The organism is Terrabacter lapilli (assembly GCF_039531305.1).
Taxonomy (GTDB): domain Bacteria; phylum Actinomycetota; class Actinomycetes; order Actinomycetales; family Dermatophilaceae; genus Terrabacter; species Terrabacter lapilli.
In genome coordinates this window covers 128,725-155,342 of record NZ_BAAAPU010000003.1, presented here as the reverse complement: position 1 = coordinate 155,342, position 26,618 = coordinate 128,725, and the positions used below count along the sequence as shown (strand labels likewise).

The 26,618-nt window shown below is 73.0% G+C and carries 26 protein-coding genes; 8 read left to right on the top strand and 18 right to left on the bottom strand.

From position 1 onward, the window contains the following. Nucleotides 1-34 precede the first annotated feature (34 nt). The 7 genes from ahcY to ABD241_RS02055 form a co-directional block, all read right to left on the bottom strand. The gene (ahcY, locus tag ABD241_RS02085) at nt 35-1,471 is read right to left on the bottom strand and encodes an adenosylhomocysteinase (RefSeq protein ID WP_344057953.1); all 1,437 of its coding nucleotides are present in this window, start codon (nt 1,469-1,471) and stop codon (nt 35-37) included. A gap of 147 nt (nt 1,472-1,618) precedes the next feature. Further along, nucleotides 1,619-2,560 carry a DUF808 domain-containing protein gene (locus ABD241_RS02080; RefSeq protein WP_344057951.1) on the bottom strand — a complete coding sequence of 314 codons (942 nt, stop codon included), beginning with the start codon at nt 2,558-2,560 and terminating at the stop codon, nt 1,619-1,621. A gap of 4 nt (nt 2,561-2,564) precedes the next feature. Next, nucleotides 2,565-3,986 carry a mycothione reductase gene (locus ABD241_RS02075; protein ID WP_344057949.1) on the bottom strand — a complete coding sequence of 474 codons (1,422 nt, stop codon included), beginning with the start codon at nt 3,984-3,986 and terminating at the stop codon, nt 2,565-2,567. Between the two features lie 146 nt (nt 3,987-4,132). Continuing rightward, entirely contained in the window at nt 4,133-5,296 is a 1,164-nt protein-coding gene (locus tag ABD241_RS02070) for an SIS domain-containing protein (RefSeq protein ID WP_344057947.1), read from the bottom strand. A 5-nt stretch (nt 5,297-5,301) separates the two neighbouring features. Further along, nucleotides 5,302-5,508: a Trm112 family protein gene (locus ABD241_RS02065; protein ID WP_142221145.1), complete on the bottom strand. Its 207-nt coding sequence runs from the start codon at nt 5,506-5,508 to the stop codon at nt 5,302-5,304. After that, nucleotides 5,505-7,016 (bottom strand): phosphomannomutase/phosphoglucomutase, encoded by a 1,512-nt coding sequence (locus ABD241_RS02060; RefSeq protein ID WP_425580654.1) that lies wholly within the window; start codon nt 7,014-7,016, stop codon nt 5,505-5,507. Before ABD241_RS02060 ends, ABD241_RS02065 begins: the two co-directional genes overlap by 4 nt. A gap of 17 nt (nt 7,017-7,033) precedes the next feature. After that, nucleotides 7,034-7,429: a DUF3499 family protein gene (locus ABD241_RS02055; RefSeq protein WP_142184626.1), complete on the bottom strand. Its 396-nt coding sequence runs from the start codon at nt 7,427-7,429 to the stop codon at nt 7,034-7,036. 148 nt (nt 7,430-7,577) lie between these two features. On the opposite strand from ABD241_RS02055, the gene ABD241_RS02050 reads away from it, so the two are divergent. Further along, nucleotides 7,578-8,009, top strand: a complete 432-nt coding sequence (locus ABD241_RS02050) for a metallopeptidase family protein (RefSeq protein ID WP_344057941.1) — start codon at nt 7,578-7,580, stop codon at nt 8,007-8,009. 15 nt (nt 8,010-8,024) lie between these two features. Here ABD241_RS02050 and ABD241_RS02045 read toward each other — a convergent pair whose 3' ends face one another. From ABD241_RS02045 to ABD241_RS02035, 3 genes are read right to left on the bottom strand one after another with little or no spacing between them, the layout of a single operon-like run. After that, nucleotides 8,025-9,491, bottom strand: coding sequence for a DUF5719 family protein (locus ABD241_RS02045; protein ID WP_344057939.1), 1,467 nt, complete (start codon nt 9,489-9,491; stop codon nt 8,025-8,027). Then, nucleotides 9,488-12,745: a glycosyltransferase gene (locus tag ABD241_RS02040; RefSeq protein ID WP_344057937.1), complete on the bottom strand. Its 3,258-nt coding sequence runs from the start codon at nt 12,743-12,745 to the stop codon at nt 9,488-9,490. Before ABD241_RS02040 ends, ABD241_RS02045 begins: the two co-directional genes overlap by 4 nt. Nucleotides 12,746-12,797: 52 nt before the next feature. Beyond that, a complete protein-coding gene (locus ABD241_RS02035; RefSeq protein ID WP_020143018.1) occupies nt 12,798-13,064 on the bottom strand; it encodes a WhiB family transcriptional regulator in 267 nt (88 codons plus the stop codon). Nucleotides 13,065-13,306: 242 nt separating this feature from the next. Between ABD241_RS02035 and cofD the strand changes: the two genes are divergently transcribed. Together cofD and ABD241_RS02025 are read left to right on the top strand one after the other, a co-directional pair. Continuing rightward, complete coding sequence (gene cofD / locus ABD241_RS02030; RefSeq protein ID WP_344057935.1) at nt 13,307-14,311, top strand: 2-phospho-L-lactate transferase; 1,005 nt, start codon at nt 13,307-13,309, stop codon at nt 14,309-14,311. Beyond that, nucleotides 14,308-15,366 carry a coenzyme F420-0:L-glutamate ligase gene (locus ABD241_RS02025; protein WP_344057933.1) on the top strand — a complete coding sequence of 353 codons (1,059 nt, stop codon included), beginning with the start codon at nt 14,308-14,310 and terminating at the stop codon, nt 15,364-15,366. Before cofD ends, ABD241_RS02025 begins: the two co-directional genes overlap by 4 nt. 51 nt (nt 15,367-15,417) lie before the next feature. Here ABD241_RS02025 and ABD241_RS02020 read toward each other — a convergent pair whose 3' ends face one another. Then, nucleotides 15,418-16,389 carry a zinc-binding dehydrogenase gene (locus tag ABD241_RS02020; protein ID WP_344057931.1) on the bottom strand — a complete coding sequence of 324 codons (972 nt, stop codon included), beginning with the start codon at nt 16,387-16,389 and terminating at the stop codon, nt 15,418-15,420. Nucleotides 16,390-16,441: 52 nt separating this feature from the next. On the opposite strand from ABD241_RS02020, the gene ABD241_RS02015 reads away from it, so the two are divergent. From ABD241_RS02015 to ABD241_RS02005, 3 genes are read left to right on the top strand one after another with little or no spacing between them, the layout of a single operon-like run. Continuing rightward, entirely contained in the window at nt 16,442-17,131 is a 690-nt protein-coding gene (locus ABD241_RS02015) for a biotin transporter BioY (protein ID WP_344057929.1), read from the top strand. A gap of 46 nt (nt 17,132-17,177) precedes the next feature. Further along, on the top strand, nt 17,178-17,888 hold the full coding sequence (locus ABD241_RS02010) for an energy-coupling factor ABC transporter ATP-binding protein (protein WP_344057927.1): 711 nt from the start codon (nt 17,178-17,180) through the stop codon (nt 17,886-17,888). Next, nucleotides 17,885-18,571 (top strand): CbiQ family ECF transporter T component, encoded by a 687-nt coding sequence (locus tag ABD241_RS02005; RefSeq protein ID WP_344057925.1) that lies wholly within the window; start codon nt 17,885-17,887, stop codon nt 18,569-18,571. The genes ABD241_RS02010 and ABD241_RS02005 overlap by 4 nt, the downstream gene beginning before the upstream one ends. Before the next feature lie 8 nt (nt 18,572-18,579). Here the strand turns inward: ABD241_RS02005 and ABD241_RS02000 are convergent, their stop codons facing one another. The 3 genes from ABD241_RS02000 to ABD241_RS01990 all read right to left on the bottom strand — a co-directional run bounded on the left by ABD241_RS02000 (nt 18,580) and on the right by ABD241_RS01990 (nt 22,528). Next, a complete protein-coding gene (locus ABD241_RS02000; protein ID WP_344057923.1) occupies nt 18,580-19,755 on the bottom strand; it encodes an NAD(P)-dependent malic enzyme in 1,176 nt (391 codons plus the stop codon). Between the two features lie 173 nt (nt 19,756-19,928). Then, nucleotides 19,929-21,221 carry an HD-GYP domain-containing protein gene (locus ABD241_RS01995; protein WP_344057921.1) on the bottom strand — a complete coding sequence of 431 codons (1,293 nt, stop codon included), beginning with the start codon at nt 21,219-21,221 and terminating at the stop codon, nt 19,929-19,931. Next, nucleotides 21,218-22,528 carry an HD-GYP domain-containing protein gene (locus tag ABD241_RS01990; RefSeq protein WP_344057919.1) on the bottom strand — a complete coding sequence of 437 codons (1,311 nt, stop codon included), beginning with the start codon at nt 22,526-22,528 and terminating at the stop codon, nt 21,218-21,220. Before ABD241_RS01990 ends, ABD241_RS01995 begins: the two co-directional genes overlap by 4 nt. 452 nt (nt 22,529-22,980) lie before the next feature. On the opposite strand from ABD241_RS01990, the gene ABD241_RS20645 reads away from it, so the two are divergent. Then, nucleotides 22,981-23,055 (top strand): 50S ribosomal protein bL37, encoded by a 75-nt coding sequence (locus tag ABD241_RS20645; RefSeq protein ID WP_369791897.1) that lies wholly within the window; start codon nt 22,981-22,983, stop codon nt 23,053-23,055. A gap of 83 nt (nt 23,056-23,138) precedes the next feature. On the opposite strand, the gene rsrA is transcribed toward ABD241_RS20645, so the two are convergent. The 4 genes from rsrA to ABD241_RS01965 form a co-directional block, all read right to left on the bottom strand. Beyond that, nucleotides 23,139-23,447 (bottom strand): mycothiol system anti-sigma-R factor, encoded by a 309-nt coding sequence (gene rsrA, locus ABD241_RS01980; RefSeq protein WP_344057915.1) that lies wholly within the window; start codon nt 23,445-23,447, stop codon nt 23,139-23,141. After that, nucleotides 23,444-24,259, bottom strand: coding sequence for a sigma-70 family RNA polymerase sigma factor (locus ABD241_RS01975; protein ID WP_344057913.1), 816 nt, complete (start codon nt 24,257-24,259; stop codon nt 23,444-23,446). The genes rsrA and ABD241_RS01975 overlap by 4 nt, the downstream gene beginning before the upstream one ends. Before the next feature lie 122 nt (nt 24,260-24,381). After that, entirely contained in the window at nt 24,382-25,023 is a 642-nt protein-coding gene (locus ABD241_RS01970) for an alpha/beta hydrolase family protein (RefSeq protein WP_344057911.1), read from the bottom strand. Continuing rightward, entirely contained in the window at nt 25,020-25,859 is an 840-nt protein-coding gene (locus ABD241_RS01965; protein WP_344057909.1) for an SOS response-associated peptidase, read from the bottom strand. Before ABD241_RS01965 ends, ABD241_RS01970 begins: the two co-directional genes overlap by 4 nt. 179 nt (nt 25,860-26,038) lie before the next feature. Between ABD241_RS01965 and ABD241_RS01960 the strand changes: the two genes are divergently transcribed. After that, nucleotides 26,039-26,569, top strand: coding sequence for a DoxX family membrane protein (locus ABD241_RS01960; RefSeq protein WP_142184658.1), 531 nt, complete (start codon nt 26,039-26,041; stop codon nt 26,567-26,569). Nucleotides 26,570-26,618 lie beyond the last annotated feature (49 nt).

The window sequence follows — 26,618 nt, the reverse complement described above, 5'->3', positions numbered from 1 at the left end:
GGACCCTCGGGACCGGTCGGGCCCTACCGGCCTGTCAGTAGCGGTAGTGGTCCGGCTTGTACGGGCCGGCGACGTCGACGCCGAGGTACTCGGCCTGGCCCTTGGTCAGCTCGGTGAGCTTGACGCCCAGTGCGTCCAGGTGCAGGCGCGCGACCTTCTCGTCGAGGTGCTTGGGCAGCGTGTAGACCTTGTTGTCGTACTCGGCCGTCTTCGTGAACAGCTCGATCTGGGCGATCGTCTGGTTGCTGAAGCTGTTGCTCATGACGAAGCTCGGGTGGCCGGTGGCGTTGCCGAGGTTCATGAGGCGACCCTCGGACAGCACGATGATCGAGCTGCCGCTCTCGAAGGTCCACTCGTGGACCTGCGGCTTGATCTGGGTCTTCGTGATGCCGGGCACGCGGGCGAGGCCCGCCATGTCGATCTCGTTGTCGAAGTGGCCGATGTTGGCCACGATCGCCTTGTTCTTCATCTTCGTCATGTGCTCGGCGGTGATGACGTCGTAGCAGCCGGTCGTGGTGATGAAGATGTCGGCGGTCTCGACGACGTCCTCCATGCGGGCGACCTGGAAGCCCTCCATCGCGGCCTGCAGCGCACAGATCGGGTCGATCTCGGTGACGATGACGCGCGCGCCCTGGCCGCGGAGCGACTCGGCGCAGCCCTTGCCCACGTCGCCGTAGCCGGCGACGACCGCGACTTTGCCGCCGATGAGGACGTCGGTGGCGCGGTTGAGGCCGTCGATGAGCGAGTGGCGGCAGCCATAGGTGTTGTCGAACTTGCTCTTGGTGACCGCGTCGTTGACGTTGATCGCCGGGAAGAGCAGCTCGCCGGCCTCGGCCAGCTGGTAGAGGCGGTGGACGCCGGTGGTGGTCTCCTCGGTGACGCCCTTGATACCGGCGGCGACCGTGGTCCACTTCTGCGGGTCGGTCGCCATGGTCTGGCGCACGAGCTCCTTGAAGACGCCGAACTCCTCGGAGTCCTCCTCGGTGGTGGGCGGCACCTGGCCGGCCTTCTCCCACTCGAGGCCCTTGTGCACGAGCATCGTGGCGTCGCCGCCGTCGTCGAGGATCATGTTCGGACCCTCGCCGCCCGGCCAGGTGAGGATCTGGTCGGTGCACCACCAGTACTCCGGCAGCGTCTCGCCCTTCCAGGCGAAGACCGGGACGCCCTGGAGGTCGTCCGGGGTGCCGTCGGGGCCCACGACGACGGCCGCGGCGGCCTCGTCCTGCGTGGAGTAGATGTTGCAGGAGGCCCAGCGGACCTCGGCGCCGAGCGCGGTGAGCGTCTCGATGAGCACGGCGGTCTGCACGGTCATGTGCAGCGAGCCGGCGATGCGCGCGCCCTTGAGCGGCTGTGCCTCGGCGTACTCCTCACGGATCGCCATGAGGCCGGGCATCTCGTGCTCGGCGAGTCGGAGCTGGTGTCGGCCGGCCTCGGCAAGGCTCAGGTCGGCAACCTTGTAGTCGAAGGACATGAGTGATCGCTTCCTTTGATCGTCGGTGTGCAGACCCGGCGCGCCCCTCTGGGCTGTAGTGGCGGGTCATCACCCACGCCGGCAGTGGCCCAGTCTAGCGGCGGGCCCCGCTCGGGCTCGAATGCGGCGTCGAACCCCGACGTCGGGTCAGTGCGCCGCCGCGGCCTCGTCGTGCTTCTTGCGGCGCGGCACGACGTGCAGGACGGCGACGATGACGGCGCCGACCACGAGACCGACGAGCGCGGACGCCAGCGTGTTGACGACCCAGGCGAGCAGGCCGCCGACGCCGGCCACCGCGTGCACCGCGTCCTCGAGGTGGTGCACCTGGGCATAGGGCCAGTGCCAGCCGAGCTCGTCGACCCCGACCAGCAGGATGTGGCCACCGACCCACAGCATGGCGGCGATCCCGACCGTGGAGAGCACCGAGAGCAGCCGCGGCATCCCCTTGACGAGGGCGTGCCCGACCCGCTGCGAGGTGCCCGACTCGCGCCTGGCGAGCGACAGCCCGACGTCGTCCATCTTCACGATCAGGCCCACCACGCCGTAGACCAGCACGGTGATGAGCACGGCGACGATGGCCAGCACGACCAGGCGCGAGAGGAAGGGCTCGCTGTCGACCTCGTTCAGCGCGATCACCATGATCTCCGCCGAGAGGATGAAGTCGGTGCGCACGGCGCCCGAGACGACCGCGTCCTCGTCGACCTCGCCCGTCCCGGCCTGCTCCTCACGGTGCCCCGAGAGGATCTCCCAGACCTTCTCGGCACCCTCGTAGGCGAGGTAGGCGCCGCCGACCATGAGGATCGGCGTGAGCAGCCACGGGAGGAACTGGCTCAGCACCATGATCACCGGGAGGATGACCAGGAGCTTGTTGCGCAGCGAGCCGACCGCGATGCGCCGGATGATCGGCAGCTCGCGCTCGGGGGCCAGCCCCTCGACGTAGCGGGGCGTGACGGCCGTGTCGTCGACGACGACTCCGGTCGCCTTGGCGCTGGCCTTGGCGGCGGCGGCGCCCACGTCGTCGACGGACGCGGCGGCGAGCTTCACGAGGGCCGCGATGTCGTCGAGGAGCGCTACGAGTCCGCCTGCCATGGCGTCATCCTAGGGTGGTCTGGGAGTCACCTGAGAACGCGGGCGCGTCGAGGCGCAGGCCCAGCAGGGCGTTCTCGACCACCTCGGCGAGGGCCGGGTGGATCCAGTACTGACCCCTCGCGAGGTGCTGGACCGTGGTGCCGAACGCCATCCCCTGCACGAGCGGCTGGATGAGGGTGGTGGCCTGCGGCCCCATCAGGTGGGCGCCCAGCAGCAGGCCGGTGGACGGGTCGGCGATGAGCTTGCACACGCTGGTCGTGTCCTCCATGGCCCAGCCGTATGCCGTGTCGCCGTACGCCTGCACGTACGTGACGTGGGCGAGTCCCTGCTCGACGCACTCCTCCTCGGTGAGCCCGACCGTCGCGATCTGGGGATGGCTGAAGACGCCCGAGGGGACCCGCCGGTGGGGCAGCGGCCGCAGGTCGTCGTGGTGGACGAGGTTGTGGGCGATCGTCCTCGCCTCGGCGTTCGCGACGTGCTTGAGCTGGTAGGGCGCGCTGACGTCGCCGAGGGCCCAGACGCCCGGTGCACTGGTGCGGCCGAACTCGTCGACCTCGATCCGCCCGTCCTCGAGCAGCCGCAGGCCGCCGGCGTCGGTCCCGAGCTCGGCCGTGTTGGCGCGCCGGCCGGTGGCGACGAGGAGCAGGTCCGCGTCGACGACCGCGGCGCTGTCGAGCCGCAGGCGCACGCCCGCTCCCCCGGCGCCGCGCTCGACCCCTACGACGTTGGTGCCGGTGCGCACGTCCCACTGCTCGCGCGCGAGGTCGGTGAACCGCTGGGCGATGCCGGTGTCGAGGTGGCGCAGCAGGTGGGAGGCTCGCGCCAGGACGGTGACGTGCACGCCGAAGGAGGCGAAGACGTGGGCCATCTCGGCCGCGATGAACCCGCCGCCGAGGATGGCGAGGCGTCGGGGCAGCTCGTCGATCCGCATGATGGTGTCGGAGGTGTGGAACGGCACCCCTGACTCGGTGACCACGTCCGGCACGACCGGGTGTGCCCCGGCCGCCACGACGACCTGGTCTGCGGTCAGGGTCTCCTCGCGGCCGTCCGGCAGGGCGACGGTGAGCCGCCGCTCGCCGGTGAAGCGGGCGTGGCCGAGGTAGGCGGTCGTGTTGGGCCCGTCCTGGCGGTACTTCCTCCCACCCTCCGAGATCGGGTCGATGCGCCCGAAGATGCGGTCGCGCACGTCGATCCAGCGCACCCCCTCGAGGGTGGCGTCGACCCCGTAGCGGTGCGCGTCCCGGACGTCGCGCGCGAGGTCCGCCGCGTAGACGAACATCTTGGTCGGGATGCAGCCGACGTTGAGGCAGGTGCCGCCGAACGTGCCGCCCTCGATGACGGCGACGCGCTTGTCGTCGAAGTCGGGCGTCACGAGTGCGTTGCCCGAGCCGCTGCCGATGATGGCGAGGTCGTAGTGCGGGTCCACCGGGGCAGCCTATGTGGCGGCACGGGCCCGGGCGGGCCTCCGGGGGCCGACCCACACGCGTACGCCGTCGGTGGACCCGCTCGGGGAGGCGACGCGTACGCCCCCGGTGGCCCGGGCGCAAGGGTGCCCCGGGCCCGCCGGCCTCGTCAGGCTCGACGGCCCTCGGAGCCGCGGGCACCACGGAGCAGGCGCACGTGCGGCGAGGTGGCGGGGTCGAAACCGAAGCCGAGCGCGAGGTAGGTCGCGGCGAAGTCGGTGACGGCCACGTGGTGGGCGAGCCGCAGCAGCGGCTCCGGTGCCACCGCGTCCACGAGCGAGACGCGCACGCCGGCGTCCTGCGCCACCGACACGACGGTGTCGACGAGCTCGTGCCCGACGCCCGGCGAGGTGTCGCGCAGCATCACGAGGCGCAGCGGTGGCCGGCTGGGGCCGTCCAGGAAGGGGTCGGCGAAGATGTCGTCGCTGCCGCCACCGCCCGACTGGCCCGGCGCCAGGGGACCGTCGAAGCAGGCGACGATCTGGCTCGCGGCGTCGGGCAGGCAGCCGTGGGCGACCGGGACGCGACCCGTGCGCCCGAACATGGCGGCCGCCCGGCGCGCGGTGACCTCCCCGAAGGTCCCCTCTCCTAGCACGATCGGCGTGGACTCGGCGAGGTCGGCGGCAAGGAGCTTGGCCGGGTTGACGAACGACTCGGACGCGGGGCCGGCCTCGAGGGCCGTGCGGTCGAGGACGTCGGCGAGGCTGCCCAGCGTCTCCTGGCTGACGGAGGCCAGTCCCATGGCGTCGGCGGCCAGCAGCGCGGGCGTGGCCTGCGCCCAGACCGAGGTGCGCGAGGACGAGCCGGTCATCGCGATGGGCACGTGCACCCCGTGCGCACGGGCGCACACGTCCGCCAGCGGTGAGTCGGGGGCGCCGACCGTCACGAGGAAGGCGCCTCGGCGAGAGGCCTCTGCGGCGAGGGCGAGCGTCCCTGCGGCGCGGCCGGACTGGGACACCGCGAGGACCACGTCGAGCGCCCCCACCCACCCGGGCAGCGACCCGGACGAGCAGCTCTGGACGGGAAGGGCGGACGCTCCGCGCGAGAGCGCCTCGAAGATGTCGGCGACGGCGACCGAACCGCCGGCGGCGGCGACCACGACCCCGCGGGGGCCGACGTCACGCAGCCGGTCGAGACCGGCCTCCCCGGCGGCCGCCATGGTGCTCCGGACCTGGGCACCGGCGCCCGCGAGCACGCGGAGGGTCTCGCTGGAGTCGAGGGACGCCAGGGCGCCCTCGTCGTCGAGGCGCGCCTCGTCGAACACCGCGCCCACGGTGTTCAGCTGTCGGTGCTGCGGGCGAGCTCGGCGAGCAGGACGGGGACGCCGCCCTCGACGGGATAGGCGAGTCGGCAGGTGTCGCAACGCAGCTCGGCGACCTGCGAGTCGCCGTCACCGTGGAGCGCGTCGGTGAGCTCGCCCTTGCACTGGGGGCATCGGATGATGCCGCGCAGCCACGGCTCGATGGTCTGCTGGCTCTGGCTCACGAAGCATCTCCTGCGGCGGGGTCGGACGTGGTGTGCGACGGGTCGTCGCTCGTGCTGGTGGCCGGGTCGGCCGGTGCGGCGGCGGGTCCCGACCGGATGAGGGCGAGCAGCTCGTCGCGCACGTGCTGCATCGTCTCACGGTCGGCGGCCTCGACGTTGAGCCGCAGCAGCGGCTCGGTGTTGGAGGCCCTGACGTTGAACCACCACGACGGCTGCTGGCCTTCGGGGCAGCTGACCGTGAGCCCGTCGAGCTCGTCGGTGCGCGCACCGCGCACCTGGGCCCAGGCCCGGACCTGCTCCACCACGGCGGGCTGGTCCTCGACCGTGGAGTTGATCTCGCCCGAGGCGACGTAGCGCTCGTACTCGGCGCACAGCTCGGACAGGGGCCGGTCCTGCTCGCCGAGGGCGGCGAGGACGTGCATCGCGGCCAGCATTCCGGTGTCGGCGTACCAGAAGTCGCGGAAGTAGTAGTGGGCGGAGTGCTCGCCGCCGAAGACTGCGCCGGCGCGGGCCATCTCGGCCTTGATGAAGGAGTGGCCCACCCGCGTGCGCACCGGCCGGGCGCCCTGCTCCGCGACGATCTCGGCGACGGCCGCGCTGGAGATGACGTTGTGCACGACCGCCACCTCGGCGTCGCCGCCGGCGCGCGCCCGGGTGATCTCGCGCACCGCCACGAGCCCGGTGACCGCGCTGGGTGACACCGGCTCGCCGTCGGCGTCGACGACGAAGCAGCGGTCCGCATCTCCGTCGAAGGCGAGACCGATGTCGGCTCCGTGCTCTCGCACCGCAGCCTGAAGGTCGACGAGGTTGGCCGGGTCGAGCGGGTTGGCCTCGTGGTTGGGGAAGGTCCCGTCGAGCTCGAAGTAGAGCGGCACGATCTCGAGCGGCAGCCCGGGGAGCCCGGCGCTCGTGCCGAGGACGGCCGGGACAGTGTGGCCGCCCATGCCGTTGCCCGCGTCGACGACGACCTTGAGCGGTCGGGACGCGGAGAGGTCGACGAGGCCACGCAGGAAGGCGGCGTAGTCGCCGAGGAGGTCACGGGTCGTCACCGAGCCAGGTCCGCCGGCCGGCCGTGCCAGCCCGCTCCCGCCGCCGATCATCCACTGCGCGAGGTCGCGGATCTCGGCCAGGCCGGAGTCCTGGCCGACCGGCCTCGCGGCGGAGCGGCACAGCTTGATGCCGTTGTAGCGAGCCGGGTTGTGGCTCGCGGTGAACATCGCCCCGGGCAGGTCGAGCGCGCCGCTGGCGTAGTAGAGCCCGTCCGTCGAGCACAGGCCGATGACGGTGACGTCGACTCCTCGCGAGGTGACGCCGGCAGCGAAGGCGGCCGACAGCTCAGGGGAGCTCGGGCGCATGTCGTGCCCGATGACGACGCCACGCGCGCCGTCCGGCACGGCGACGACCTCGGCGAAGGCTGCTCCGAGCGCCTCGGCCACCTCCGGGGAGAGCTGGTCGGGCACGATCCCACGTACGTCGTAGGCCTTGACGAAGTCTGCGAGGTGCGGCACGCCGAACAGACTAGTGCTCAGGAGTCCTTGAGGATTCGCAGGTGTCCACGACGGCCGGACTCGACGGCGCCGGAGTCGGCCTCGGCGTTCGCCTGCCCGCGCGACGACGCGGTGCGCGCCTCAGACGGCCGAGCCGAACGGGGGCGCCCCGCCTCCCGCACCGCGTCGGCGAGCGCCAGCAGGTCGTCGGTCGCGAGCGTCGGCTCGGGGAACTCCCCGCCCACGCGCACGACGTCCCAGCCGCGGGGCGCGGTCATGCGCTCGGCGTGCTCGAGGCACAGGTCGTAGGTGTGCGGCTCGGCATACGTCGCCAGCGGCCCCACGACGACTGCGCGGTCGGCGTACGCGTAGGTCAGGGTGGCGACGGCAGGACGGGCGCATCCCGTCTTCGAGCAACCACGTGTCAGACCCACGAACGGGGACTCTAGCCCGACCTCGCGGAGACGACGAATCACCACGCCGTCCGCGCCACGATCAGAGGACGTATGCCGCCGGGCGGGGTGAGACCTCGGCACGGGGCGTCGGAGTCGGCAGCGACGCCCGCCGATCTAGAGTGGAGGCGTGGACACTGCCGATCCCCGCACCTCCGGGCATCGCCGACGCGACCGGCACGGTCGTGGCCGGCGCGGGCCGCTGGCGTGGCCACCGGTGCCGGCGATGGCCTCGCGCCGCGACGAGTTCGACGACTTCGTGCTGGACGCTGCCGCCCGACTCGAGGCGACGTGTGGGCGCGCTTTCCCCGCAGTGGAGTTCGCCGTCGAGGACGTCCCGCGTGGCCCGGCGCCATGGGACCACCGCGAGGTGCCGCTGGGACGGCTCTACCCGGCGACGAGCGCGCGCCCGGCGCGCATCGTGGTCTACCGACGGCCGGTCGAGACCCGCGTCACCGACCGCCGTGACGTCGCTGCGCTCGTCGCCGACATCGTGACGGAGCAGGTCGCCGGCCTCCTCGGCGTGTCTCCGGAAGAGCTGGACCCCGGCTTCGGCGAGTGACCGGTCGGGGCCCTGCTAGTTGCGCACCTGGCGCACGGGCACCGACTGCGCCCGCACGGGCGCCTCGCTGAGCGAGGCGACGGAGAAGAACGGCACGCCCCCGTCAGCGCCGGCGACGGAGACGGCGCCGCGCACCGTTCCGGTGGTCGGCACCACCCATACGGCGTCTGCGTTCCCCGCGTCGACGACCGCGGTCGAGTCGGCAGCGACCGGCACCGTGGACACCCGCGCGTCGTCGCCCGAGCCGAGCCGCACCCGCACGGTGGCCGGGGCCGAGCCCGCGGTGAGGAGAAGCCGTTTGGTGGTTCCCTGCAGGCCGGGCAGCACGACCCCGGCGACGCCCCGCAGTTCCGGCGTGGCAGGGGTCCAGGCGAAGTCACCCATCCGGTCGGCGGTCGTGGCGCGCCGCTCGGTCCAGGCGGCGGCCACCAGCGCGTGGTCGGACCGGATGCCGAGACCCATCGGGCCGGCGTTGCGCGGGACGGGGACGTCGACGGTGCCACCGGCGGGCACTCGCACGGCCCGCAGGTCGTCAGGTTGGACCGGCCCCTTGCCGGTGAGGAGGCGAACCCGGGCCAGGGCCTCCGTGTCACCGGGGTTGGCCAGCCGCAGCCACACCGCCCCGCCGGTCTCGACGCCCGGCACGACGAGATCGGTGCCGGGAGAGGCGGCACGCGTGGCGTCGTCGATCCCCCGGCCGGTGGCTCCGTCGATCCACTGCTCGTCGAGGACGGCGGAGACGACCCCTCCCGTCGCACTGACGTGCACCACCGGGGACGGCTCGTCGGGCGCGACCGCGTCGAGTGAGAGGACCTCGCGCGACAGGGGTGCCACCGAGACCGTGCGGCCGGAGGCAGCGTCGATGCGCCCGGTACGGCCGAGGACCTCCAAGGAGACGGAGACTGCGTTGGCACCGGGGTTGGTGACGATGACGCGCTCGGTGCGGGACGCGCCGGCGCCGCCGCCCACCAGCCACGCGTCGGAGGACGGCAGCTGGCAGGGGGTGACAGCCAGGCCGCGGTCGTCGTCGCCGCCGTGGCGCCAGACCTGGGTGGCGACAAGCCCGGGAGCCAGGGCGCCGCGGGCACGCACGAGCACGGAGGCCGGCGCGGTCGAGCCGGCCGACACCACGGCGCCACGCTCGGAGGTCTGGCCGAGGCCGTCGGACGACGGTCCCCCGAACAGCTGCACGGTGCCGGAGGCCGTGGCGGGCGCGCCGGCCACGACCCCGGGCGCCGGTGAGGCGGCGGCCACGGTGACCGTGCCCTTGACGTCTCGCAGGCCGCTCGCGCCGAGACGCTGCTGGCCCGGGCACACCAGCGAGGCCTGGTCGACCAGGACGCTCGAGGTCTCGGCGAGGCCGGCCCGCCCGCCCGCGGCAGCAAGCTGCAGCGAGCCACCGACGCGGGTTGCGCCCACGGCGAGGCCGGCGGCGGCCAGCGCCACCACCCCGGCTCGGACGATCCCGGTCACGTTGGTCACGAGCGTCTCCTGGAACGTCGGTTGCCGAAGGGCACGGCCATGAACACCACGAACCCGAGCAGGACTGCCTGCCCGAGCCGCCACCAGGGCCGTGCAGCGGCCAGGTCGACCGCGAGCGTCCCGGCCGTGGGCGGCACGGCATACGTGGGCTGGGCGGCTCCGGCCACGGGCTCGAGCTCCCGGCCGTCGAAGGTCACGAGCGCCTGCTGGGACCACTCCGCGGGCTCGGCGAGCACGAGGAAGCGCGGGGCCGCGCCTGCCGGCAGGGTGGCGTCCACCGCGGCGTGGGGCCCGGAGGTGGGCACGACCTGCAGCAGCCCCCCGTCGGCGTCCACGAGACGCGCACGGGAGGGAGCCGTGGTGGGAGCGGCCCCGGGTGCGGCCGGCAGCGGCTGCACCTTCCACAGCGTGCCCCGCTCGCTGGTGCCGAGCCGGCTCAGCCCCTGGGCGGAGTCGAGGCGGCGCGCGAGCGGCGAGTCGGCGCTGCCACGGACCTGGACGAAGCCGATCCCGAGGCGGGCGAGGGCCCGGGAGTCGAGCGAGTCGGCGGAGCGTCCACCCACGATGTCGGCGACGGCGTTCACGAGGGGCGTCTCGTCGGCGTCCGGCGCCCGGTCCAGATCGCGGAGCAGCTCACCCGGCTCCTGGCCGGCGAGCACGAAGTCGACGACCTCGTCGGAGGGACGCAGCAGCAGCAGCCGGTTGCCCAGGGCGCCGCTGCCCTGCTCGACGGCCACCGCAGGCAGCGTGGCCTGGCCGACCGAGAGCGTGCGCCCGATCCCGTCGACGCCCCACACGGCCGCGCCGCCGACGAGGGGGACGACCGCGAGCACGACTGCCGCGGTCGCCGCGACGAAGCCCCACCGGCGACGCGGACCGCCGAGCGTGGCCAGCACAAGACGGCTGCCGGCGAGGAGGCCGACGACCAGGCCGGCGAGCCACAGCTGCACGCCGAGGCCCGACCACAGGTGCGCGGGGGCAGATTGGCCGACACCGGTCTCGGCCGACCCCAGGACCACGTGCGCGGATGCGAGCGCGCCGGCAAGCCCGACCAGGGCCAGCAGGCCACCGACGGCCAGACCGAGGGACTCGGCCCGGTTGCGTCCGCGGGTCGCGAGGCCGAGCACTCCGAGGACCACGAGCGGCGCCCCGAGCCAGACGGTCCAGCCGGCCGCGCCCGGCTCGCCCAGGACGAGGGAGAGCACCCCGGGGACACCGCGGTCGTCGGTGGTCGAGAGCAGGCCGGGCCCCGACAGCAGCAGGCGAGGGTCGTCGACGAAGCGCGCCACCCACGGCCCGAGCAGCGCGGCGGGGACGACGAGCAGGACCAGGGCCCGGACGCGCCGCAGCCCGGGGCCGAGCACGAGCAGGAGCAGGGCCGCGACCAGCGAGAGCGCCAGCAGGGGCGGGGCGAAGGCGCCGAGCACCGCGGTCGCGAGAGCCGTCGCGAAGGTGGCGGTGAAGGTGCCGTCGCGCCGGGCGGCCAGGCAGAAGCCGGCGAGGACGAACGGCAGCAGGATGTGCACGACCGACACGGTGACGCGGCCCTGGGCCAGAGCGGTGGCCGCCACTCCCGCGGTGCCCCAGGCCAGGGCGGCGACGGCACGGGCGGTGCGCGAGGAGGTCACCACGCGCCCGGCGAGGTACGCCGACCAGGTGGCGAGCACCGGGGTGAGGAAGAGCAGCCACGCGACGGTGACCCCTGCGCTCGACCGGCTCTCGGCCACGCCCGGCAGCCGCTCGGCGAACCAGGTGAGCGCCGAGAGCACCGCGAGGTGGGGCCCGGACTCGGCACCGGTACCGAAGCCGGCGCCGTGCCAGGCGTCGCGGAAGGCGTGCCAGAGGCCGTAGGCGTTGGTGGTGACCGGCCGCAGCTCGCCTCCGGCGACTCCGGCGTTGGTCGGGGACAGTGCACCCGCACGCAGGGGGTCGCGCCAGGCGGCCACGGTGGCGACCAGCACGGCCACGACCGCAAGGAAGCCGGGGTGGGTGACGATCCGCCGCGGGAGGGACGCGGGCAGGTTGTCGAGCGACTCCGACTCGTCGGCGACCGGTCCGGTCTCGGCGCTGGTCGCGAGCACCTCGTGCCGGGCGCGCGTGCGCTCCGGCGTGATGGCGTCCTGGATGTGGTCGAGGGTGGTGCGCGCCGCGACGGTCGGCGGCACGAAGAGCGTGCCGAGGTGGTCCCGTCGCAGCCGCTTGGTCGAGCGGCCGCGCCAGCGCGCCCCGAAGGTGGCGAAGGGGTGCAGCAGTGCGGTCACGTCGGTCAGCTCGCGCCAGGCCTGGCGTGGGCGCTTGGCGACGAGCAGCGTCACGGACGCCACGACGGCGGACAGCGCCATCCAGACGGCCAGGAAGGGTGCTGCGAGTGGCGAGCACCGGGCCAGGGTGACCTGTCGGGCGGCCCGCCGGCCGCGGCGCTCGAGCTCGCGCGGTCTGGCCACGCCCGGCCGCTCGCCGTCGAGGCCCGCGGAGGCCTCGCGGACGACGGCTGCGGGGACGACCACGACGCGGTGACCGGCCAGCTGGGCCCGCCAGCCGAAGTCCAGGTCGGCTCCGTGCTCGACGAAGGCGGGGTCGAACCCGCGCAGGTCCTCCCACACCGACCGACGGACCAGCATGCCGCTCGTGCTCACGGCGAGCACGTCGGCGCGGTTGTCGTACTGCCCCTGGTCGGCCTCGCCACGCGCCGGGGACGCGAGTCGGCGTCCGGTGCGGGTGATCTGGATGCCCATCTCGACGAGGCGCCGGGGGTCTTCCCAGCTGACGATCTTCGGGCCGGCCACGCCCACCGACTTCGAGCGGAGCCCGGCCTGGAGCAGCTGGGCCAGGGCGTTGGCCCGGGGCACCGTGTCGTCGTGCAGCACCCACACCCAGCGCGCCGAGGAGTCCCCGTCGACGGCGTGGGCCTCGACCCCGCGCTGAACCGCTTCGCCGACGGCCACCCGTTTCTCGAGGTGCAGGACCTCGACCGACGGGATGGCCCGCCGCACGCCCGAGTGGGCGTGGGCGATGGCTGCGGAGGTGTCGGTGCTCGCAACGTCGACGATGACGAGCCGGGCGGGCGCCAGCGTCTGGGCGGCCAGGCCGTCGAGACACTGCGCCAGCCACGCGGCTCCGTTGTGCACCACGACGACCGCGTCGACCGTCCCGTTCGTGCGCGGCCCGGTGGAGGGAGGGGCGGACGGCGACACGTACGACGCACCACCCGTCGTGGCAGGGGTGCTCAGGTCTCGGGCGAGCTCGTCGGGCACAGCGGGAGCCTTCACCCGGACGCCGGGAACGGGCCGGGCTTGCACGTCACGGTCAGACCGCGCGCTTCTTCAGCTTGCGGCGCTCCCGCTCGGACAGTCCGCCCCAGATGCCGAACCGCTCGTCGTTGGACAGGGCGTACTCGAGGCACTCGGACCGCACCTCGCACCCGACGCAGACCTTCTTGGCCTCGCGCGTGGAGCCGCCCTTCTCCGGGAAGAACGCCTCCGGGTCGGTCTGGGCACAGAGCGAGCGCTCCTGCCAGGAGAGCTCACCCTCCTGCTCGCCCGTGTCCGACCAAACCACCATCAGCTCGTGCATGACCCCTCCTCGACCCTGACTGCACCTTTGTGTCAGCACTTGCATCGAGCGGCACCGCCATCCGGGAGGTTGGGACAAGACGATCCCCAGCTCCCAGCCACGTGACCCCGACCGATAACAACAATGGAATTACATGCGTGTCATACCCATCCCGTCAAGCGAGTTGGTGATATTCGCCCCACGACTTTGTGAACGGACACCCGGGCGGCCCCCGGCGAACGGCGTGCTGAGAGGATCGACGCATGCGCATCACCGCCCTGGCCGGAGGAGTCGGCGGCGCCCGGTTCCTCCGCGGCCTGCTCCACCACGCCCGACAGACCGCCGCGGCCGCCGAGGGCCGCGGTGCCGCCGACCACCTCGAGCTGACGGTCATCGGCAACACCGGTGATGACATCACCCTCTTCGGGCTGCGCGTGTGCCCCGACATCGACACGCTGCTCTACACGCTCGGCGGCGGCATCCACGAGGGGCAGGGCTGGGGACGAGCGGACGAGACGCACCACCTGGCCGAGGAGCTCGCGGCCCTCGGCGCCGAGCCGCAGTGGTTCACGCTGGGCGACAAGGACTTCGCGACCCACGTCTACCGCTCGCAGCTGCTCGGCCAGGGCATGCCGCTGAGCGCAGTCGTCGAGCGGCTCTCCGCCCGCTGGGGGCTCGGTGAGCTCGGCGTGCGACTGCTGCCGATGACCGACACCCCTGTCGAGACCCACGTCGTCGTGGACGACGGCGGCGACCAGCGCGCCATCCACTTCCAGGAGTGGTGGGTGCGCCACCGGGCCGCGCTGCCGGCCGAGCGCTTCGTCGTCGCCGGGCTCGACCGGGCGACCCCTGCCCCTGGCGTGCTCGACGCCATCCGCGAGGCCGACCTCGTCGTCCTGCCGCCCAGCAACCCCGTCGTCTCGATCGGCATCATCCTCGGGGTCCCCGGCGTGCGTGACGCCCTGCGCGGCACCCGCGCCCCCGTCGTCGGCGTCTCGCCCCTCGTCGGAGGCCGTCCGGTCCGCGGCCACGCCGACGTGTGCCTGCGGACCATCGGTGTCGAGGAGTCCAGCGCCGGGGTCGCCGGCCTCTACTCGGACTTCCTCGACGGCTGGCTGGTCGACGAGGACGACGCGATGCCGGACAGGCGCGGGCTCGAGGTGGTCCGCCGCCCGCTGCTGATGAGCTCGGTCGAGGCCGCCGCGGACATGGCCGGCGCAACCGTCGACCTCGGCATGCGGCTGCGTGCCGCGCGGGCCACCGCGTGACCACGCCCGTCGTCGTCACGCCACTGACCGGCATACCCGAGGTCCGCGAGGGCGACGACCTCGCCGACGTGCTCCAGGTCGGGCTCGACCACTCGGGGGTGCGGCTCGCCGACGGCGACGTCGTGGTCGTCTCGAGCAAGGTCGCGAGCAAGGCCCTCGGCCTGGTGACGCACGACAGCGACAAGGACGAGGTGGTCCGCGGCGAGAGCGAGTACGTCGTCGCCGAGCGCGCGGTCGGTGACCGGGTGACCCGCGTGGTGCGGGCCAAGGCGGGGCCGGTCATGGCCGCGGCCGGCGTCGACGGCTCCAACACCGGGGACCGTGGCGGCTGGCTGGTCCTCCCCCACGACCCCGACGACGTCTGCCGGCAGCTCCACGAGGCCCTGCTGGCGCGGCACGGCGTGCGCGTCGGCGTCGTGCTGAGCGACACGGCCGGACGGCCCTGGCGCGTCGGCCAGGTCGACTTCGCGATCGGAGCGCACGGGCTGCACGTCCTCGACGACCTGCGCGGCGGGGCCGATGCCGACGGCCGGCCGCTCGAGGTGACGGCTCGGGCCGTGGCCGACGAGCTCGCCGCTGCGGCCGACCTCGTCAAGGGCAAGGTCTCCGCCGTTCCTGCCGCCGTGGTCCGCGGAGTGGCCGGCGTCCTCGTGGACGACCCGGGCGAGGAGCACCCGGGCGCGCGGGACCTCGTGCGCACCGGGCCGGGTGACTGGTTCGGCTACGGGCGCGTGGAGGCCGTGCGGGCTGCGCTCGGCGTCGAGCCCGGCAGCCGTGAGGCCGCCTCCGTGGGCATCGCCCAGGCCGGCCCCGAGAGCCGGCGCGAGGCGCTGTCACGGGCGGTCCGCACGGCCCTGCACGGCTTCGAGTCCGGCACCGCCGACGTCGGCCAGCTGTCCGTGACCCTCGGGGCCGAGAGCTCCTACGAGCTGGGCCGGCTCGTGGCCCGGCTCCAGGCGGCGCTGTGGTGCGAGTGGCTCGTCGGGACGGCCGGGCCCCCCGCGGCCGACGGGCTCTCGACCGTCGTGCACGTCTCGGCCGCGCCGCTGCCCTGAGCCTGCCCTGAGCCCGCCCTGAGCCCCCTTGAGCCGGGAGGCGCTTCGGGCTCACCCGACGGTGAAGACCACCTTGCCGAAGACGTCGCCGTCGACCATGCGAGCGAACCCGTCGCGGGCCTGCTCGAGCGGCATCACCGAGTCGACGACCGGCTCGATGCCGCGCTGCTCCACGAACCGGGCGAGCTGCCCCAGCTCCTCGCGGCTGCCCATGGTGGAGCCGACCACCCGCAGCTGCTTGAAGAAGATCTTCGTCAGCTCCGCCTTGGCCGGGGCGTCGCCCGACGTCGCGCCGGAGATGACGATGGTGCCGCCCGGGCGCAGCGAGTTCACGGAGTGTGACCAGGTCGCCGCCCCGACGGTCTCCATGACGGCGTCGACGCGCTCCGGGAGGCGCTCGCCCGACCCGAACACGCGGTCGGCGCCGATCTCCAGGGCTCGCTTCCCGCGGGCCTCGTCGCGAGAGGTGGCCCACATGCGGTAGCCCGCGGCCGCCCCCAGCTGGATGAGCGCGGTCGCGACCCCGCCGCCGGCACCCTGGACCAGCACGGTGCCGCCGGGCTGCACTCCCGAGTTGGTGAAGAGCATGCGGTATGCCGTGAGCCACGCGGTCGAGAGGCACGCGGCGGTCTCCCAGGCCATCGACGCAGGCTTGGGCACGACGTTGCCGGCCGGGATGAGGACCTTCTGCGCCAGGGTGCCGTCGTGCAGCTCGGAGAGCAGGGTGCGACGCGGGTCGAGGGTCTCGTCGCCGCGCCAGCCGTCCGACGGGATGACGGCGTGGACGATCACCTCGTTGCCGTCGGCGTCCACGCCGGCGCCGTCGCAGCCGAGGACCATGGGCAGCCGGTCGGCCGGGAGACCCACGCCGCGCAGTGACCAGACGTCGTGGTGGTTGAGAGCGGCCGCGCGCAGGTCGACCACCTCCCACCCCGGGCGCGCCTCGGGATCCGGCCGCTCCCCGACCACGAGGCCGGAGAGCGGGTCGGAGGCGGACTGACTGGCGGCGTAGGCAGCGAGCATTCCTGCACCATAGTGACCGGGACCTCGGAGAGGCCCGGGTAGGGTCCTGCCCGTGACTGACAACACCCCTGTGCGCAGCGCGGACCCGCACCTGCCGTCGATGACGCGGGGCAGCGACCTCGAGGCCGCCACCCCCGTCGCCACGGACCGCCGAGGCGTCGACGCACAGGCCGTCTCCCTCGTCGCGGTCTTCACGGCGCTGCTCGTCGCTGCGGCCGTCGTGCCGGGCATCCCGGTCGGTGGGCTGGGGGTGCCGATCACCCTGCAGACGCTGGCGGTGATGCTGACGGGTCTCGTGCTGGGGCCGGTGCGCGCCGGCCTCGCGGTCCTGCTCTACCTGCTCCTCGGGTTCGTCGGCCTGCCGGTCTTCAGCCGCGGGCAGTCCGGCCTGCAGGTCCTGAGCGGACCGACGGCCGGCTACCTCGTCTCCTTCCTGCTCGCGGCGCTGGTCGTCGGGCTGGCGGCCCGCCTCGTCCTGCGTCGCACGCGGCGGACCCTGTGGGTGCCGCTGCTCGTGACCGCCTCCTTCGTCACCACCGTGGTCGTGGTCCACGCCCTGGGCGTGGTGGGCCTGATGGTCAACCTGCGGCTGCCCCTGCAGGCTGCCATCACTGCCGACCTGCCGTTCCTTCCCGGCGACCTGCTCAAGGACGTCGTCGCCGTGGTCGCCGCGGTCGCGGTGCACCGCGCCTTCCCGGACGTGCTGGTCCGCCAGGCCCGGCGGGCATCGACGCGCCGGTGAGCACGACCCGGTCGATCGACCCGGCGGCGTCGCGGCTGCTGGCAGCGTGACCCGGGTCAGCCTCGAGGGGGCCACGGTGGCCGTGCCTGTCGACGGGCCGCCCGGCCACCGCACGCGTACGATCCTGGGGCCGGTCGACCTGGTGCTCACGGAGGCTCGCGTCAGCGTCATCGGCGCCAACGGCTCGGGCAAGTCGACGCTGCTGCGCCTGCTCAACGGGCTCGTCAGCCCGACGTCCGGCGCCGTGTCGGTCGACGGGCTGGACACCGTCCGGCACGGGTCCCGGGTCCGGCGCCGGGTGGCGTTCGCGTTCACCGACCCCATCTCGCAGCTCGTCATGCCGACGGGTCGTGAGGACGTCGAGCTCTCGCTGCGCCGGCTGCACCCCTCTCGGAGGGAGCGCCAGCTCGCGGCCGAGGGGGTGCTGGACCGCTTCGGCCTCACGGCGCTGGCCGACCAGAGCGTCCACGACCTGTCCGGCGGCGAGCGCCAGCTGATGGCGCTCGCGGTGGTCCTCGCCACCGAGCCCGCACTGCTCGTCCTGGACGAACCGACCACCCTCCTCGACCGCCGCAACACCCAGCGACTGCGCGCGCTGCTCGACGGCCTCCCCCAGTCGGTCGTGCTCGCGACGCACGACCTCGAGCTCGCTCTGGGTGCCGACCGCACGCTGGTCGTCGATGCCGGGCGCATCGTCTTCGACGGCTCCCCCACCGAGGCGGTGCGCCACTACCTCGCGCTCGTGGACCAGCCGTGAGCACCGCGGGGCTGTTCACCGCCCATGTCCCGGGGTCATCCCCGGTGCACCGGGCGCCCCTGTGGCTCAAGCTCGTCGGCGTCCTCGCGGTCGGAGTGGTGCCGTGGCTGACCACGTCGCTGGGCGCGATGCTCGTCGTGACCGCCGTCGTCCTCGGGATCGCGGTGCTGGCCCGGCTGCCGGCGGACCGACTGCTGCGGTCGCTGCGGGGGCTGCTGCCGGTGCTCGTGCTGCTGCTCGCCTTCCAGTGGTGGGCGAACGGGCCGACGTATGCGGTTCGCGTCGTCCTCGGGATCGTCAACGCATACCTCGCGGCGGGCGTGCTCACAGCCACGACGCCGGTCACCGACCTGCTCGACGGGGTCGTCCGGGCGGCCCGGCCGCTGCGGCGGGTCATCGACCCAGAGGTCGTGGCTCTCACCCTCGGGATCGTGGTGCGGTCAATCCCGTGGGTGGCCGGGTCCTTCTCGAGCGTGCGGCAGTCGGCGCGCGCCAGGGGGCTCGAGCGCAGCCCGCGGGCTGTCGTGGTGCCCACCGTGGTGCACGTCGTCGCGTTCGCTCGCGCGACCGGCGAGGCGCTGGCAGCCCGCGGCCTCACCGATCCGCCCGAAGCCGTGCCGGGCCCCGCCCGGCACGACGGTCCCCCCGGCCCTGACCGGCCCGGGGGGCACCGACTGCCCTGACGCCCTGGCTAGCTCACGCCGTCGCGGTCGACCAGGGCCGACACCGCCTCGGCGACGGCCGGCGCCACTCTCTCGTCGAAGACGCTCGGCACGACGCGGTCGGGCGTCGGTTCCTCCACGAGCCGAGCGATCGCGCGAGCGGCCGCGAGCTTCATCTCCTCGGTGATGCGTCGGGCGCCCGAGTCCAGCGCTCCGCGGAAGATGCCGGGGAAGGCCAGCACGTTGTTGATCTGGTTGGGGAAGTCGGACCGCCCCGTGGCGACGACCTCGGCGAACCGGGCCGCTGTCGCCGGGTGCACCTCGGGATCCGGGTTGGCGAGCGCGAAGATCACGGCCCGCGGAGCCATCCGCATCAGGTCGCGCTCGGGGACCGTGCCGCCGGACACGCCGATCAGCACGTCGGCGCCTGACAGCGCATCCCCCAACGTCCCGGTGACGCCCCGCGGGTTGGTCACCATCCGCAGCTGCTCCTTGTGCGTGGGGAGGTCGAGCCGGTCGGGGCCGAGCACACCGCGCGAGTCGACGACGACGACGTCGCGCACGCCGGCCGAGACCAGGATGCGGCTGACAGCGACTCCGGCTGCGCCGGCTCCCGACACCACGACGGTCAGCTCACCGAGGGCCTTGCCGACGACCCGCGCCGCGTTGAGCAGCGCCGCGAGGGTCACGATGGCCGTGCCGTGCTGGTCATCGTGGAAGACCGGGATGTCGAGCCGGTCCTGGAGGCGGCGTTCGATCTCGAAGCACCGCGGGGCGGAGATGTCCTCGAGGTTGATGCCGCCGTAGGTGGGAGCGATCCGCACGACCGCCTCGACGATCTCCTCGACGGTGCCGGTCTGCATGCACACCGGCACGGCGTCGACGTCCGCGAAGTGCTTGAAGAGGACCGCCTTGCCCTCCATGACCGGCATGGCCGCGAGCGGGCCGACCGCTCCCAGGCCGAGCACGGCGGTGCCGTCGCTGACCACGGCGACGGTGTTGCGGCGACTCGTGTAGAGCGCCGCCAGGGCCGGGTCTGCCGCGATGGCGCGGGACACCTGGGCGACACCGGGCGTGTAGAGGAGGGCGAGGTCGGACGCGTCTCGCAGCTCCGACGTGGCGTGTACCCCGAGCTTTCCGCCCAGGTGGGCCCGGAACACCGGGTCACTGGGGTCGAAGAGCTGGTGGGCGGGCAACGCACTCATGCTGGAACACCTCGTTCGCATGGAGAGAAGAGGGCAGGAGGCCCTCACTGGTGGAGACAGTGCCGGGGTCTGGCCTGCAAGCTCGTTCTCGCGACGGGGGTTGCCCGAGGTCGCCATGATGGCATGCGGCAACGCCTCGACCCAAGGTCCGGACGCCGGGTGTGACGGCTCTCTCAGACCGCGATGGCGTCGTCGAGCGACTTGAGCAGCGCGTCGACGACCCGGGGGTCGTACTCGTAGCCGAGCCCGAGGTAGATCCGCTCGATCGCCGCCTCCCGGGCGCGCAGGGTCCGAGCACCGGCGGTGAGGTCCTCGTAGGCGTTGGCGACCTTGATGATGCGGCTGCTCAGAGGGATCTCCTCCCCGAGCTCACGCACCTGGCGATACGGCGTCGTCTGGTGCTCCAGGATCTGGGCGGCACCCTCGAAGACACCCGTCTCACGGACGATGGCGACGGTGTCGGCCTCGATGCGGCGCTGGTCTGCCGGCGCGGCGAGCACCGTCGCGCCACCGGGGATCGGCTCGACGAGTGCCACCTGCCCGATGTCGTGCAGCAGCGCGGCGTACTCGAGGTCGAGCAGCTCCCGTTCCGAGAGCCCGAGCTCCCGGCCCAGGCGCACGGCCAGCTCGGCCACGCGCTCGGAGTGTCCCGCGGGGGTGTAGCCGGCGGCGTCGGTCAGGCGCGACAGGGTGCGGATGCTCTGCAGGTAGGTGGCGCGGATGCTGACGTAGCGGCGGAACGCGAAGAGGGTCAGCACGAGCGGGATGAGGAAGAGCGGCAGGGCCGCGATGCCGAGGGGCGGAGCCGCCAGGGCGATGAGCACGCCCGTGACCGCGACCGCCGCCGAGAGCGCGAAGGAGGAACGGAATTCCGCGACGAAGGTGCGACCGACGTTGACCCCCGCGGACAGCCCCCGCACGACTGAGGTGAACAAAGCGTCCGCCACCAGCGCCACAAGACAGATGGCGAGCAACAGCACTGCCTGCTGCCACGGGACGGCTGTCATCATTCCCAGCGGCGAGGCCGGCGTCTGCGCCATGACCGCGCAGCGGTACACCAAGGTGACCACGGCGATGGCGACGAAACGACCGGCGGTGTCCACCAGGCTCGTGTCCCGTCGCGCAGCGACGCGAACGGTCGTCCCCAGCGCCATCGAGACAGCCGTCACGGCGAGGACGGACGGAGCGCCGTAGGAGAGCTGGATACCACCGGGGAGCTCGGTGGCCAGGGCGAGTCCGAAGGCGGCAGCCATGGCGATCGGGGCGGCGCCGCGGAAGCCCGGTGCGGAGATGTGAAACCACTCGCCGACGACGATGGTCACAGCGAAGGCCGCGACGAACCAGACGGTGAGCCCGTCACTCAGCACACGGATCCCGTCCGAGTTGACGGCGACCAGGACCGACGTGATGAGACACAGCACTCCGAACGCCCCAGCCAGCGGCTCGCGGCGTAGCGCGCCGTTCACGAGGGGACCTCCACGGGCGCGGACGCCGGCCAGCCGTGCTTGTCGAGGGCCGCGACCGCGGCCTCGACGACCTCGGGGTCGAAGCGTCCGGGGTCGGAGCGCAGCACCCCGAAGGCGTGGTCCATCGACACGTCGGCCTCCTCGGGCTGGTCACGGAGGGCGTCGTCCACCCCGGCCGCCACCGCGACGATGCGCGCGGCCACCGGGATGTCATGACCCGCCAGCCCGTCCGGGCGGCCGCTGCCGTCGAACCGCTCGCACTGGTGGCGGATGCCGGACCGCGCGCTCTCCAGGAAGTCGATGCCCTCGATCATCCGCGCGCCGACGACGCACTGACCGTCGATGAGCCTTTGCTCAGCGGGGCTGAGGGACGCTCGCGGCCGACGCAGCAGCCGGGTGGGCACTCCGAGGTGGCCGATCTCGTGGAGGGTCGCCGCGTACCGCACGGTCCCGATCTGGCCGGGTGGCAGGCCGAGCTCCTCGGCGATCCACTCCCCCAGGTTGGCCACGCGGCGGCTGCGCGCGACCGCCGCGGGCTCCTTGGTGCCAAGGGCCGTCACCAGCGTGTCCACGGTTCTTTCGTGGGAACGCAGCTCCTCGCCGTACTGGATGAACGCCCACCGGGCCGCGAGCAACGGCGCGAGAACGAGTAGAGCGCTGAAGGCGCCGAGACCCGCCGGGAACCAGAGGACGACGAAGAGCAGGCCGATGACGCCATAGCCGACGTACGCCACGCCGGAACCACTGAGGACGCGGCGCAGCTGCACCGCGAAAGAGATACCTCTGGCCAGGTGCAACACGCCCGAGAGCAAGATGGCATTGAGGAGGCAGGCCACCACGTCCGCCGCCAGGAGGGGTATGCCGACGTGCCGCCCCAGGTCGTAGGTGCTCATCCCTGACAGGCCAGCGCCCTGGACGCCGCCCAGAAGACGGTAGCTAAGGGCAGCCGCTGCACCGACGACGGCGCTCATCGCGGCGTTGAACACGGTGACGATTCGGCCGGGCCGCTGCCGGTCGACCAGCATGGACACGCCCCCGACGAGCCAGGCACCGAAGATTCCGACTACGGCGGCCGACGCCACCAAGATGATCGAGAGGAACGAGAATGCGATGCGGAGGCCGGCTTCGGGCTCTCGGATCTGATAGGCGACAACGCCCATGAGGCAGAGCAGGACTATGGGCCCGAGCTCGGGCCGGGGCAAGGCAAACCAGGACATGACGCCCACGGTCAGCGCAACCGCCACGACGAGCCCCAGGTAGGCAGGCAGCCAGCGCGATGGAGCGGTCGGCGTGGCTGTCGATGGCACGGGACTCACCGTAGTCAAACGTCGTCGGATCCCGGTACGGGACCCGACGACGTTTGAGTGTCGCGTTATGCTCAGCCGCCGTTCCAGCTCCAGATGTTGGCCAGGGAGGTGAGCGCGTTCATGGTGAAGTCGGGGGTTGACGCGAGGGCCGAGAGCAGGGCAGCGAACATGTGGGGGCTCCTTGTTGCATAGATGTTCCGGATGCGTGCGCCATGGAGGGGCGTTGCTCGCGGCAGCACAGAACACTGAGTTTTACCTCAGTAGTCAGGATGCCAACGTAGGCCAGGCGCACGGAAGCAGATCCGACCCTTTGGGGCGGATCTATACCAAGATTTTACGGTTCGGACCGTATCTGCGGGCGCGAATTGGCCACTTCGGCCGGGTGTGGAAGAATCGGCGCTTCGGTGTCCGAACGGGAACCGAGCAAGAGTACGACCCAAGGAGAGCCGACGATGAGCAAGCGCGCCCGCAAGCGCCGCTCCCGCAAGGGCAACGCCGCCAACCACGGCCGCAAGCCCAACGCCTGAGCCGCAGACGTCAAAGGCCCGCACCCGATTGCTCGGGGCGGGCCTTCGTCGTGTCCGGGCAGAACGCCGGCGACGGGGTCGGGTCAGCCGCGGTCGACCTGGATCATGGTCATGGAGATCCGCGACATGATCGTCAGGCGCAGCGCCTCGGGCGCACGCTCCGAGCCGCACGACCGCTTGATGAGCGACTTGAGCGTCGTGTCGAGGTCGTACTCCTTGAGGCAGGGCCCGCACTCGTCGAGGTGCGCCTGGATCTTGGCGACCTCCTCGGGACCGAGCTCGCCGTCGAGGTACTCGTAGACCCGCAGCAGCGCCTCGGAGCAGTCGGTGTGCGTGTCCGCGCCCTGCGTGGGGGTGGTGGTGTCCGGCCTGTCGGTCGTCTCGTCACTCACGACCGGCCTCCTTTCGAGCTCGCACCGGTGTCCGCCCCGGCGGAGGCCCCGGCCGCGACGAAACCGCGCTCGGCGGCATACTCCGAGAGCAGGTCGCGCAGCTGGCGTCGCCCGCGGTGCAGGCGGCTCATGACGGTGCCGATGGGCGTGTCCATGATCTCGGCGATCTCCTTGTAGGAGTAGCCCTCGACGTCGGCGAAGTAGACCGCGAGGCGGAACTCCTCGGGGATCGCCTGGAGGGCACGCTTGACGTCGCTGTCCGGAAGGTGGTCGAGCGCCTCGGCCTCGGCCGAGCGCAGACCCACGGAGGTGTGCGACTCGGCCCGCGCCAGCTGGTAGTCCTCGATCTCGGCGGAGTCGGACTCGAGCGGCTGGCGCTGCTTCTTCCGGTAGCTGTTGATGTAGGTGTTGGTGAGGATGCGGTACATCCACGCCTTGAGGTTGGTGCCCGGCTTGTACTGGTGGAAGGCGGCGTACGCCTTCGCGAACGTCTCCTGGACCAGGTCCTCGGCGTCGCTCGGGTTGCGGGTGGTGCGCAGCGCCGCGCTGTAGAGCTGGTCGAGCAGCGGCATCGCCTCGCGCTCGAAGCGCTCGCGGCGGTCGGGCTCGCTCTCGGTCGCGACGTCGACGGTGGCGTCACCGCGCGTCGGCTCGTCGGCGTCGCCGACCACCGCTGCGAGGCTCGCCCCGTCCCGCGACACGTCGCCTTGCGACACGCCGCCTCGCGTGGCGCTGTCCCGCGTGGCGCGGTCGCTGCGCGGCTCGGCCACCTGCACGGCGGCGCTCGGGTCGGTCTTCTTGTCCTTTGCCATCGCCCCCCAGCCTAGACCGGTGGGCGGCGCGAACCGGTCGTGCACGACCTGCACGACGGACTCGGTGGTCCCGCTCTCGGGGGCTCGGGTGGGGCAGCTGACCATGCCCGGTGCAACGACACCTAACCGGGCAGCATTCCCACCACGCTCGTGAGGGCGCTCGTGAGCGCGCTCCGCGAGCCCTTCGGGAAGCTGTGGCCACCGGGGACCTCGAGCAGGGTCGCCCCGGCCGGGAGGTGGGCCCGCACCTCCTCGGGGGTGCCGAAGGCGTCGACCTGGCCCTGCACGACCCAGCTCGGGTCGGGCGCGAGGGCGAGCTCGTGGGCGCGCAGCTTCTCCGGCTGGCCGGGCGGGTGGAGCGGGAAGCTGAGCAGCAGCGCCGCGTCCGCCTCGAGCGGCCCTACGGTGCGACAGGCGACGCGGGCTCCGGCGCTGCGCCCGCCGAGGACGAGGGGACGCGGCAGCTTCCCGCGCCCGGTGGCGAGCGCCTCGACGATCGGGACCCAGGCGGCGTCGAGCGTCGGCGGTCGGCCTGCCACGCGGCGACCTGCGACGAGCCACGGCTGCTCCACGAGTGCGACGGCCCACCCGGCCCCGACGAGCACCTCGCGAGCGATGGCGAGGTCGATGGCACCGAGCCCTCCCCCGGCACCGTGCCCGAGCACGACGGTGCCCCGCGCGCGGGCGGGGCGGTCGACGTGCGCACGGCCAGGACCCCCGGGCGTCTCGATCTCACGCACGTCGCGGCGGATCGAACCGGTCACCCGGCGAGCACCTCCCCGGTCATCGGGTCGACGACTCCCTCGAGCTCCGACGCGGGGACCGGCTCGACCAGCTCGGGCCCGTTGTTGCGGGTGGCGCCGACGGCGCGGCTGACCGGGTACGCCTCGAACCGGCCGGTCCGGGCGAAGTCGAGGACCTCTTGGACGAACTCGGGGTCCTTCTCGTCCGGGTCGAGCCACCGCGGCCACTGCTCGCGCTCGAGGACGAGCGGCTGGCGGTCGTGGATGCGGTCCATTCCGGGGTCGGCCGCCGTGGTGATGATCGTGAAGGTCGTCAGCCACGCACCCGGGTCGCCATCGGGCAGGCTGCGGTCGCGCCAGAACTCGTAGAGCCCGGCGAACCCCACCTTGTCCCCGTCGGCCCGGTGGATGAAGAACGGCTGCTTGCGCGGCTTGCCCTTGGCATCGACGGCAGTCGGCGAGACCTGCCACTCGTACCACCCGTCGGCCGGCACGATGCAGCGCCGCGAGAGCGCCGCCTTGGCGAAGGCGCCCTTGCCCAGCACCGACTCGGCGCGCGCGTTGGTCATGCGCAGGCCCATGCTCACGTCCTTGGCCCATGACGGGACGAGCCCCCAGGTGAGCAGCCGGAGCTGGCGGGTCGCTGCCGGCTCCGCCTCGTCGTCGCCGCGCGGGTGGCGCGTCAGCACGACGGGAGCCTGCTTCGACGGGGCCATGTTCCAGTCGGGCTGGCCGGGAGGCGGCGTCTGGGGGTTCTTGAGGATGCTGCGCGCGGGGTCGCCCGTGTGGTCCTCGTCGACGTCGAACGCCTCGACCAGCTCGTCGGGCCGCGCGCTCGCGGCATACCTCCCGCACATGCGCCACAGCGTATGCCGCCGGGTGGCAACCGGGCGGACGTCCGACGGACCTCCGGGTGGTGTCCGCGGGCGCGGCCGGCATCCCGCGCGGCGGGGGTATGTCGATACCGTATGTGTCCACCAGGTCCACGATGGCTGCGGCGCGCTCCGGCGGGCTGGCGGCCACAGGAGGAAATCGCATGATCGTCCGCCGTCTCGCCCGTCCGCTGCTCGCGTCCGTCTTCGTCGCCGCAGGGGTCGAGGCCCTGCGCAACCCGGCCGCGCGCACCGACCAGGCCGCCCACCTCCTCGAGAAGGTGCCCGGGCAGGTGCCGGGAGCAGAGGCCGCGGCCAAGGACCCGGACCTGTTCGTGCGCGTCAACGGGGCTGCGCTCCTCGGCGGCGGGCTGCTCCTCGCGACCGGCCGCCTGCCGCGCCTGGCCTCCACGGTCCTCGCGGCATCGGTCGTCCCCACCACGGCGATCGAGCACGCCTTCTGGGAGGAGACCGACCCCTCCCGCAAGGCGCAGGCCCGCAGCCTCTTCTTCAAGAACGTGGGCCTCCTCGGTGGGCTGCTGCTCGCCGCTGTCGACACCGAGGGTCGCCCCGGCCTGGCGTGGCGTGCCCAGCACGCCACGAAGACGACGCGCCGCCAGGCGCGGCACGCCCAGCGGACCGCCAAGCGGGAGGCCCGCATCCTCGCCCACCGAGCCCAGGACGTCGTGAGCTGACTTGAGTCCCGCCGACCATTCCCCTCCCTCCCCGTCCGCTCCGTCCACC